This window comes from Nostoc sp. UIC 10607 (assembly GCF_047228265.1).
In the GTDB taxonomy this organism is placed as follows: Bacteria; Cyanobacteriota; Cyanobacteriia; order Cyanobacteriales; family Nostocaceae; genus Nostoc; species Nostoc foliaceum_A.
Window position 1 is genome coordinate 1 of sequence record NZ_JBIQNW010000126.1, and the last position, 8,236, is coordinate 8,236.

At 43.0% G+C, this 8,236-nt stretch carries 7 protein-coding genes and 1 pseudogene; 3 read left to right on the top strand and 5 right to left on the bottom strand.

What is annotated here, in order from left to right:
- Positions 1–68: 68 nt before the first annotated feature.
- Both ACEYW6_RS35150 and ACEYW6_RS35155 read left to right on the top strand, forming a co-directional pair.
- Positions 69–422, top strand: a pseudogene (locus ACEYW6_RS35150) (hypothetical protein); the annotation flags it as partial.
- A 354-nt stretch (positions 423–776) separates the two neighbouring features.
- A complete protein-coding gene (locus ACEYW6_RS35155) occupies positions 777–1,904 on the top strand; it encodes a type I restriction endonuclease (RefSeq protein ID WP_412983439.1) in 1,128 nt (375 codons plus the stop codon).
- A 451-nt stretch (positions 1,905–2,355) separates the two neighbouring features.
- Here the strand turns inward: ACEYW6_RS35155 and ACEYW6_RS35160 are convergent, their stop codons facing one another.
- The 4 genes from ACEYW6_RS35160 to acsF form a co-directional block, all read right to left on the bottom strand.
- Entirely contained in the window at positions 2,356–3,297 is a 942-nt protein-coding gene (locus tag ACEYW6_RS35160; RefSeq protein ID WP_412983440.1) for an ATP-grasp domain-containing protein, read from the bottom strand.
- Positions 3,291–4,034 (bottom strand): hypothetical protein, encoded by a 744-nt coding sequence (locus tag ACEYW6_RS35165; protein WP_412983441.1) that lies wholly within the window; start codon positions 4,032–4,034, stop codon positions 3,291–3,293. Before ACEYW6_RS35165 ends, ACEYW6_RS35160 begins: the two co-directional genes overlap by 7 nt.
- Before the next feature lie 6 nt (positions 4,035–4,040).
- Positions 4,041–4,910, bottom strand: coding sequence for a hypothetical protein (locus ACEYW6_RS35170; protein WP_412983442.1), 870 nt, complete (start codon positions 4,908–4,910; stop codon positions 4,041–4,043).
- Positions 4,911–5,057: 147 nt separating this feature from the next.
- Complete coding sequence (acsF, locus tag ACEYW6_RS35175) at positions 5,058–6,134, bottom strand: magnesium-protoporphyrin IX monomethyl ester (oxidative) cyclase (protein WP_412983443.1); 1,077 nt, start codon at positions 6,132–6,134, stop codon at positions 5,058–5,060.
- A 422-nt stretch (positions 6,135–6,556) separates the two neighbouring features.
- On the opposite strand from acsF, the gene ACEYW6_RS35180 reads away from it, so the two are divergent.
- Positions 6,557–7,051, top strand: coding sequence for a TM2 domain-containing protein (locus ACEYW6_RS35180; RefSeq protein ID WP_412983445.1), 495 nt, complete (start codon positions 6,557–6,559; stop codon positions 7,049–7,051).
- A gap of 54 nt (positions 7,052–7,105) precedes the next feature.
- Here the strand turns inward: ACEYW6_RS35180 and ACEYW6_RS35185 are convergent, their stop codons facing one another.
- Positions 7,106–7,783 carry a DUF2996 domain-containing protein gene (locus ACEYW6_RS35185; protein WP_412983444.1) on the bottom strand — a complete coding sequence of 226 codons (678 nt, stop codon included), beginning with the start codon at positions 7,781–7,783 and terminating at the stop codon, positions 7,106–7,108.
- Between the last annotated feature and the right edge of the window lie 453 nt (positions 7,784–8,236).

An 8,236-nucleotide genomic window follows, 5' to 3' on the forward strand; every position in this document is an offset into this window, starting at 1 on the left:
TATCATTTTCAATAAGACTATTTTGAGTATTTTAACTGGTTGACAAAATGCACTTTATCTTAACCTCTCACGGATGCACCCTACCGGCCTTCTCAAGCTTAATTGAGACGATGCGAACTAGAGAGCATTTATACAACACTGCTCTTTCCAACCTCGATAAGTTGTACCATGAAATGCTCGAAACAGAGCGCGAGTTGGCAGATATGGCAGAGCATATGCTCTTAGGAGTTGCTACTCAATATGGTAAAAGCAGTGTGGAGTACGGTATGGCGGGGGGTGTTCCTAAAAACCAGCGCCGCAAGGGACTGCGAGGCGAGTCAGCAGTTCCCAGTTCACAGCAACCATCATTTATTGCTAGTGTGAACGGTAACGGCAGCAAAAATGGCAGCCAGAATGGAAACAAAGCAGCTGCAACAAGTTAGCTTGAGTATTTTTCTTCTGAGAATCCCTATAGACTGACGCTTCATAAAAAATCATTCTGATTTCTTGTTACTCATTACTGATGCCATTGCACTTGTGAACAGGTAATGAGTGTTACAGGCTGGTACTTGTTTGGGAATACTTTTATAGGAGTGATGAAGAAGGCGATCACGCTAAGACTTTCAATTCAAATGTACTACGTCACCTTACAATCACTCCTATTTTACAAAAAAGACATATTAATACTCACTAATCTACCAGGAGCAAACAAGATGGGATTCACTGAAGAGATTGCCAAGCTATCTGAACAAGTGCGTAAGCGGGCTGACCAAGTTGTTGGCGAAGAATCTACTAAGATGGCACTGATTGTTCCTTTTTTGAGTGCTCTTGGCTACGATGTCTATGATCCTAGTGAAGTCATGCCGGAATACGTGGCAGATTTTGCTATTAAAAAAGCAGGGCAGTTTGAAAAGGTAGATTACGCCTTAGCTATCAACGGTAACAAAGTTATGCTCGTAGAAGCAAAAGCCCGTGGTCAAAAAGCTGAGGCACATGATGGGCAACTGAGCCGCTACTTTAATGGACTTTTGACAACAAAAGTAGCTATCGTCACTAATGGGGTTGATTACCGTTTTTTTACAGACTTGCATGATAAAAATGTCATGGACAAGGAGCCATTTTTTACTTTTAACATCCTGGAATATGATATCAAAGATATTGAGAACCTCAAATTTTTTCATCGTGATAATTTTGAGGTTACGGCTATTACTAACCATGCTGAGGAAATGGTTTATGTAAAAGGCATGACTCAGCTTCTAGGAAATCTTTTACGTTCTCCTTCTGAAGAATTTGTTCGTTTTTTAGTGACTGAACTTGGTACACTTGCCCCTAGTTATGAAATTAAAGGTCGAATTACTGGTAAAATTATTGATAAATTCAAACCAATTGTTAAAAAGTCGATTCAAGGAAGTTTAGTTGAGTTAATGACTCGCTCACTTAGTCAGGAAATAACTCAGCCTGTTGAAGTGGAAGTAGAACAAGAGATTGAAGAAGAGGAAAAGCAACAAGAATCTCAAGAATCAAAAATAGTAACAACTGCTGAAGAAATCGAAGCTTTTGAAAAAATCAAAGCAATTACTAAAACTTCAATGAGTTACAATTTTGAACTCCAATACAGGGATACTGCTTCATACTTTGGTATCAATCTTGGTAAAAGTACTTGGTGGTTTCTGCGGCTGTATTTAACTTCGCAGAAAAAAAGTTTTATCACTCGGCTCAGTGTAGATGAAGTAAAGTCTCTAGCTTCAAACTTTGAAGTGCAGGAAGTAACAGCTTCTCTAGGGGATGCAGCATCAAAAGTAATTATTTCCTCTGTCAGTGATTTCGATAAGCTTGGATCACTAATTCTCAGATGTTACGAGGTGGAAGCAGCCAAGCATCAAGCATTCACCGCAGATGTAATCAGAATGGAAAAATCAGCTTAACTCAAGGTATCTAATACAAAACTACACTACCCAACTATCTTTATCGAAGAGAATTCAGGAGTCAGAATTCATTCTGAATTCTGACCGAAAAAGCGGATGAATAATCGGGTTTAAGACCCCCACTAAATTTTCAATTTAGTGGTCTTCAATCAGTCGCGGATCTGAATTCCCGACTAATAGCGAGTCAGACGCTCAAGGATTCGCTTTGCGCGTCGCTATCGAGCGTCTTGATTCTGACTCTTGAATTATTCTTCAAACTGTCTCCCATTCCAATACGGTTCGGTTAAGGTTTTTTGATGAAAATTCTAGATCACAAAGACGCGATGAATCGCGTCTTTTGCCTTAACCAAACCGTATTGTCTCCCATTCTGAGTTTTGAATATTTGTAGACAAAGGCATATTGGGAATAACAGCATAGTTAAAAGACAAAGTTATAAAACAAGTTTATTGATCAGATTCGATTTTTGCCTGCTAGCAAATTAGCGATCGCAGTACTAATCGGCTGACCTGTAAACTGTTGGTAATAAGTAAACCCAGGTGAAGGATTAACCTCGAAGCAATACCAATCCCCTCCAGGTGTGCGGCGTAAATCAATGCCGCAAAGAGGTAAATTTATTGCTTTTGCCAATACTCTACACTGCTGTTCTACTTCTTCAGGAAGATGACAAGCATGGATTTCTGTGGATTCATCATTTTCTGCTACATAGCGGTAATCATCAGCTTGAGAAATTACCTCGCTGGCAAAAATTTCTTTACCTACAACATGAACGCGATAATCTCTACCGGGTATATATTGCTGGAACTGAGTTGGACACCAAGATACATTATCAAGGCGTTCTAGATGCTCAACTCCCACACGTGAGACTTTGCTACGAATACCACTGATTGATTTATAAATGATGTCGCCGTGGAGTTCCCAAAAAGATCGCACAGCTTCGGGGTCTGTTGTAACAAGGGTTTCGGGAACTTTGAAGCCGAGTGAGCGAATTTGCTCTAGTTGATAAGGTTTGGAGCCATTAGCAGCCATTGCTGACGGACGGTTAACGACAAAGGCAGGTGTAATTTCCGACCAAGACATTAAGGTATCATCAACTGCGATCGCATGTTGCCAAGCTCGACTATTTGCACCTGCTTGGGCAATTTGAGGAAGGCGGCGCGAGTCATAGGGGCGCAAATACGCTGCTGTAATTTCACTCAAATCAATTTTTTGATACCAAGTGCGAATTTGCCCTTGGACGGGTAGTTGTAAGCGATCGCCTACAGAAAGTTCAATTTCAGTATCTAAAATATCTCGTTGGTCGAGGAATACTGTAGGTATGCCTAGACTAGTTAATTCTGAGTGAACTGCTGCTAAGGGAGATTCTTCGGTAATACCCCACAACAAAATCAGCATAAGGCATCACCTCCACTCAAATACTCAAATATGGCATCTCCTACATCTGGTGCAGAAATATCAATCCACAAGTCAGCGCCCAAAAACTCTGCTGGGGATTCGCTACTGCTAAAATGAACAGTCAACAAATCAACTTGAGCAGCATCAGCGATGCGTCTGGCGTGTGAAGCTAGGGTTTTTTCAACTTCACCCAAACAGCGATCGCCCACCACTGTCACCTTTACCGAAGATTTTTCGACAACCTGGGGACACACATTTGTCGACATCGAACTTTGCCGTCGCACCGGACGTACTGGAATACCCAGTTGAGCAGCCGCATAAACCCATTGTTCAGGTCGCCAAGCAGGCCCTAATAAATATGTCGGCGTTGGTCTGTTCAAGACTGGACATTTTAAGCTAGACAACCAAGCAATTAGGAAAGCATTCATTTCCGTAGCGATGTATGCCCGGTCTTCAGGAACGATGTGCAGAAGTTCCTGTTCAAAAATAGAAGGTAGGCGAGTCAAAACGCCGGTGATTTGATCGAGAGCACTCGCAACTCCACCTACCACTGCTGCGGGGGATGAGGAAGAATTTTCTTCCCCTGCTTCCCCATCAATAGAACTCAAGTAATGTCGCCATCCAACCACTGACAAATCTTCAGGTGTCAGTAGGCTGACACCATGACCATGAGCCGCCCAATTAGTAACCAGCGCCTCAGCGGCTTTGTCATGACGACTGGCGACAACAACCAACACGCTTACTTAATTCCTTGGTTGATTAACTACTTGTTGACCGACGCTTGGGCGTTCTTGGGGCTGGATGAAAGATTGCCCATTTGCTTGTTCTATTTGATCAAGACGTTGAGCCATTAGACCGATTAGCCGCTGTAGATCATTTGAACCATCTGCTGAAGTCAGATTTTCAACTTGACTTGTCTCAGGGAGTTTTTCAGCCTGAATTTTCTCGAAGTCTTTATCTTTCTGAACTTTCTCGAATTCTTTGACTTCTATCTTCAGTTCCTTGGTACTTTTCAACGCTAGCGGCCCTGTCAGCGTAAACAAGCTTCCACCAGTAGATGTGGGCAGAGAATAGGCTAATTGATCGAAGTCAAGATTGCGAATAGTTAAATCTTGAGGTAGGAATGTACCTCTCTGTTCAGGCGTTAACAGCAGATTAACTGGAGTTGCCGCAGAGGGAGAATTTACTAAGATTTCCACATACCCGCGAATTTCTAGGTTTGCTGCTTGTAATATCTCTGGCTTGGTGACATCAGGTAGTAAGGTAACTAAAGCTGTGTCGTTGGCTGAAATGCCTACACTGAAGGTAAATCTGTTGGGATCGCCTGGAACAGGAGTTAGATCACTAAAATTGTTAGCTCCTGTGACATCGCTGATTGTTACGGTGTCGGCTACATTTAATTGCGGTGTAGTTGCAGTGAATTGCAGCGTCAATCTTACATTAGAGTTGCTAGTATTGGCGATGGTTAAAAAGTAACCTTGGACAACTGTGCGAGCAACAGCCCCGCCACCAGGAGCAGTAACTGGTGTAATTGGCTTTACTAGCAGTTCAAAGGTTGAGACTAAAGTTGGTCTTTGTCTAATGATTCCAATTCCGTTTGATATGTCTGTCATCTGTTTGTACACAGCGAAACTACATATCAAACTTAACTGCCTAGACTTATTGATGAGTAGTACCCCTAAGGGTAGTATTTCGGACAAAAAAAGTGGCTCTGCAACCAGCAGAACCACTAACTAAAGCTTTTGCAAATCTGTTATAACTTAACGAACTGCTCCTTGAGCAGAAACAGTATCAATCGGTTTCATCAGGTACAACCGCAATAACTGCCAGCCATTGGAGATGTAAAGTGGCAGTTTTTGGAAGAATTGCAGGAATTTGGGAGTGTTGGAGTTAGCGATCGCACCCAACTTCTCGTTATTGCTTATACAAGTATCCAACCGCTGATAAAACTCTGGATTCTCAACATCCAACATCAGTGGGAATACGCGACCTGCGTTTTCGTTAGTCTTCTTAATTACATGGATGTCGTATTCTCGCGCATCCAATCCAAGGGTGGCATAAAAGTCCTTGCGTTGGATGTCATTGAGATACATTGTCGCAAACACAGACAATAGGAAGAACCGACTCCACAGCCGTGCTTTCCAATCATTCAATATTTGCGGCTGGGATTTCATGATGGCATCAAAGAAATCGCCATGACGGTTTTCATCCTGACACCAGTTCTCAAAGAACCGGAAGATTGGATAAACCCGGTCTTCGGGGTGCGCTTCTAAATGGCGATAAATGGTGATATAGCGCCAATAACCGATCTTCTCAGATAGATAAGTAGCGTAGAAGATGAATTTCGGTTTAAAGAAGGTATAACTCCGACTCTTAGTCAAAAACCCTAAATCTAGGGACAGATTAAAGTCCGACAAAGCTTTGTTCAAAAAGCCAGCGTGACGTGCTTCATCCCGTGACATCAGGTTAAAGCACTCTGCCAAGACGGGGCTTTTTCCTTTCAAGCGACGGCCAAGTTCTTTATACAGCAAAAAGCCGGAAAACTCTGCTGTACAGGAACGTTCTAGAAACTCAACGAACAACCGGCGAGTTTCCCCATCAATATGATCCCAGGATTGGTCAAACTCGGCATCCCGAACAAAGTGATGGCGGTTGTAGTCGGTGCGGAACTCTTCGAGAATGGCTTGTAACTCGTCTTCATTGACGGAGATATCCATCCGCGCCATTTCATCAAAATCGGTAGTATAAAACCGAGGTGTTAACAGGGTTTCTTTTGCCGGGACTTTAATCCCTGGCCGGATTTCTTCAAAGCCTGGTTTTTTGAGGGAATCTACCATGTCTTGATTGCTCTTTCGTCTTTATTATCTTAAGTAGACCCTTCGGGTTCGGCAGTTCCTCATGGGGGAAACCCCCAAGACCGGACTACCTCACCAGAAAGCCAAGGTTAATGTTCTGTTAAGGCGTAACAGCCCACAATAATCCAATTGTATAAAGTTCAGTCTACCAAGGTGCGGGTGAGAAATTTGTAAGCAAAAGATTAAGAGTTGCAACAATCATTCAATGTTTACGGAACCAAGAATCGCGGATCAGTAGTCAAATAAACGTAGTTCAGTGATTAGAACTGTTTCAATCAAGTGTAGCAGCACGTACTTATTGTATTCTCAATGCGCTGCTATCTCAGTAATTTTCTGTAGTTGTGACTACAACATGGAAAACCCATCTCCGACAACAAGAGCAAATCCAAAGGGTTGAAAACAAGATGAATCTTGAAAACAATCAACAGAAAGACCGACTCCTTGTCTCTTATATTTTGTGTGCAGTCGGATTTTTCGGCTTGGGAGGGCTACACCGCTTATACAATGGCAAAATAGGGACGGGTTTGTTGTGGCTGTGTACTTTTGGTTTGTTTTACATAGGGCAGACCGTGGATCTGCTCCTCATCCCCAACATGGTTGACGAATACGAACGCAACCTGAGATTAAAAGCGGGTGTATCTCCCTTGGGTGTGCCGTTAAATCAAACAGTGGTTGCCTCTCAAGTCCACCGCCCAACAGGCAACCAACTGATGATTAAACTGATTGAAGCGGCGGAAAACAAAGGTGGTATTTTAACTGTTACTCAAGGCGTCAAGTTCACGGGAGCTAGCTTTGCTGAAGTTGAAGCTACTCTCAATGAGATGTACAAATCTGGTTATGTGAAAATAGATAACGACCCCAATACTGGAGCCGTTATCTACCATTTCCATGAACTTTAAATTGTCATTAGTCATTTCTTAAAAAACTAATGACTAATGACCAATGACCAATGACTAATTTATACCTAGCCACTTTTGTCCGTCCAAACGCTGAACTAAGCCAAAGACCAACAAATCGAGGGTAATTTTGCGCTCATCGATTAAGAATGACTCAAGAGTGCTAGGTTTTTTGCCTTCATTACAGGAAAATCCCTTTTTCCCTTGAATATCTTCTTCGGGGAAATACAGGTTAAACTGACGCTGACCTTTTTCTTTCCAACTGCCGATAATTTGCCAGCATTCTTCAGCAGATTCAAAGCCAGTGATTGGAACTTTCTGCTTGGCAAAAGACACCTGTAAATCTTGCACACCTTGTTGAGCGATCGCTTTTTGTAAAGCTGGCAAGTAGTCTTGCTCAATGAACTCTACAAATGGCTTGTCTTCAACAGATGGAGCTTTTTCCTTTTTGGCGGCTTTAGCTGCGGCTGCGGGTTTTTCTTCTGTTGCGGCGGCGGCTGGTTTTTCGCCTACTGCGGCTTTAGCTGCGGGTTTTTCTCGCTTCGGGGGTGTAGCGGTTGGTTTCGCAGTTTCTGGATTTGCGGCTTTAGGGTCTGGCGCGTTAGCAGTAGGAAGGTCTGTGGCTTCGGGTGAGTCTGTACTAGGAGCGTGTTCTTCAGCCACACTGGGAGCTTGCTTGTCAACAGTGCTGGGAGCTACTTCTCCCGCTTGATTGTGATTGGTTGGGTCTGCCATTGCTCAGGTCAATCCTTTAATCTAGCTTTCGGAGCGATCGCTCACCTTGATGTATCGGGTATTTTCATTTTGACATACTAGTGCAGCAGGGCAGAATTCGTAATTCGTAATGGGCTTCGCCCCGCTACGCTAACGTAATTCGTAATTCTTATACCACAAGGGTTTTACTGATTTGGAAGGGGTGGTTTGCTTTCGCAGTGCTGTATGTAGTAATGCAGTAATGCAGCAGGGCATTCATAACTGTACAGTTAAAAATAACGCAAAGGTTTAAGACATCAGCTTTTTTCCACTTTAAATTCCCTTGAATCCCATACCAGTTTCTACCTGTTGCTTTGCTGGAGTAGAATTCACCTACTGCCGCAAGGAGGCTCACACTGACCCTATCGGGTTCAGTGTCGAGAGGAATTGCGGGGCAAAAACGAAACGCCTCTTGACCAAATCAAACCGCAGGTT

What these genes read in the sequence shown, in the direction of transcription:
- ACEYW6_RS35155 (WP_412983439.1), top strand. Translation starts at nt 777, where the DNA reads ATGGCACTGATTGTTCCTTTTTTGAGTGCTCTTGGCTACGATGTCTAT.
- ACEYW6_RS35170 (WP_412983442.1), bottom strand. Translation starts at nt 4,910, where the DNA reads ATGACAGACATATCAAACGGAATTGGAATCATTAGACAAAGACCAACT.
- ACEYW6_RS35180 (WP_412983445.1), top strand. Translation starts at nt 6,557, where the DNA reads ATGAATCTTGAAAACAATCAACAGAAAGACCGACTCCTTGTCTCTTAT.
- acsF (WP_412983443.1), bottom strand. Translation starts at nt 6,134, where the DNA reads ATGGTAGATTCCCTCAAAAAACCAGGCTTTGAAGAAATCCGGCCAGGG.
- ACEYW6_RS35160 (WP_412983440.1), bottom strand. Translation starts at nt 3,297, where the DNA reads ATGCTGATTTTGTTGTGGGGTATTACCGAAGAATCTCCCTTAGCAGCA.
- ACEYW6_RS35185 (WP_412983444.1), bottom strand. Translation starts at nt 7,783, where the DNA reads ATGGCAGACCCAACCAATCACAATCAAGCGGGAGAAGTAGCTCCCAGC.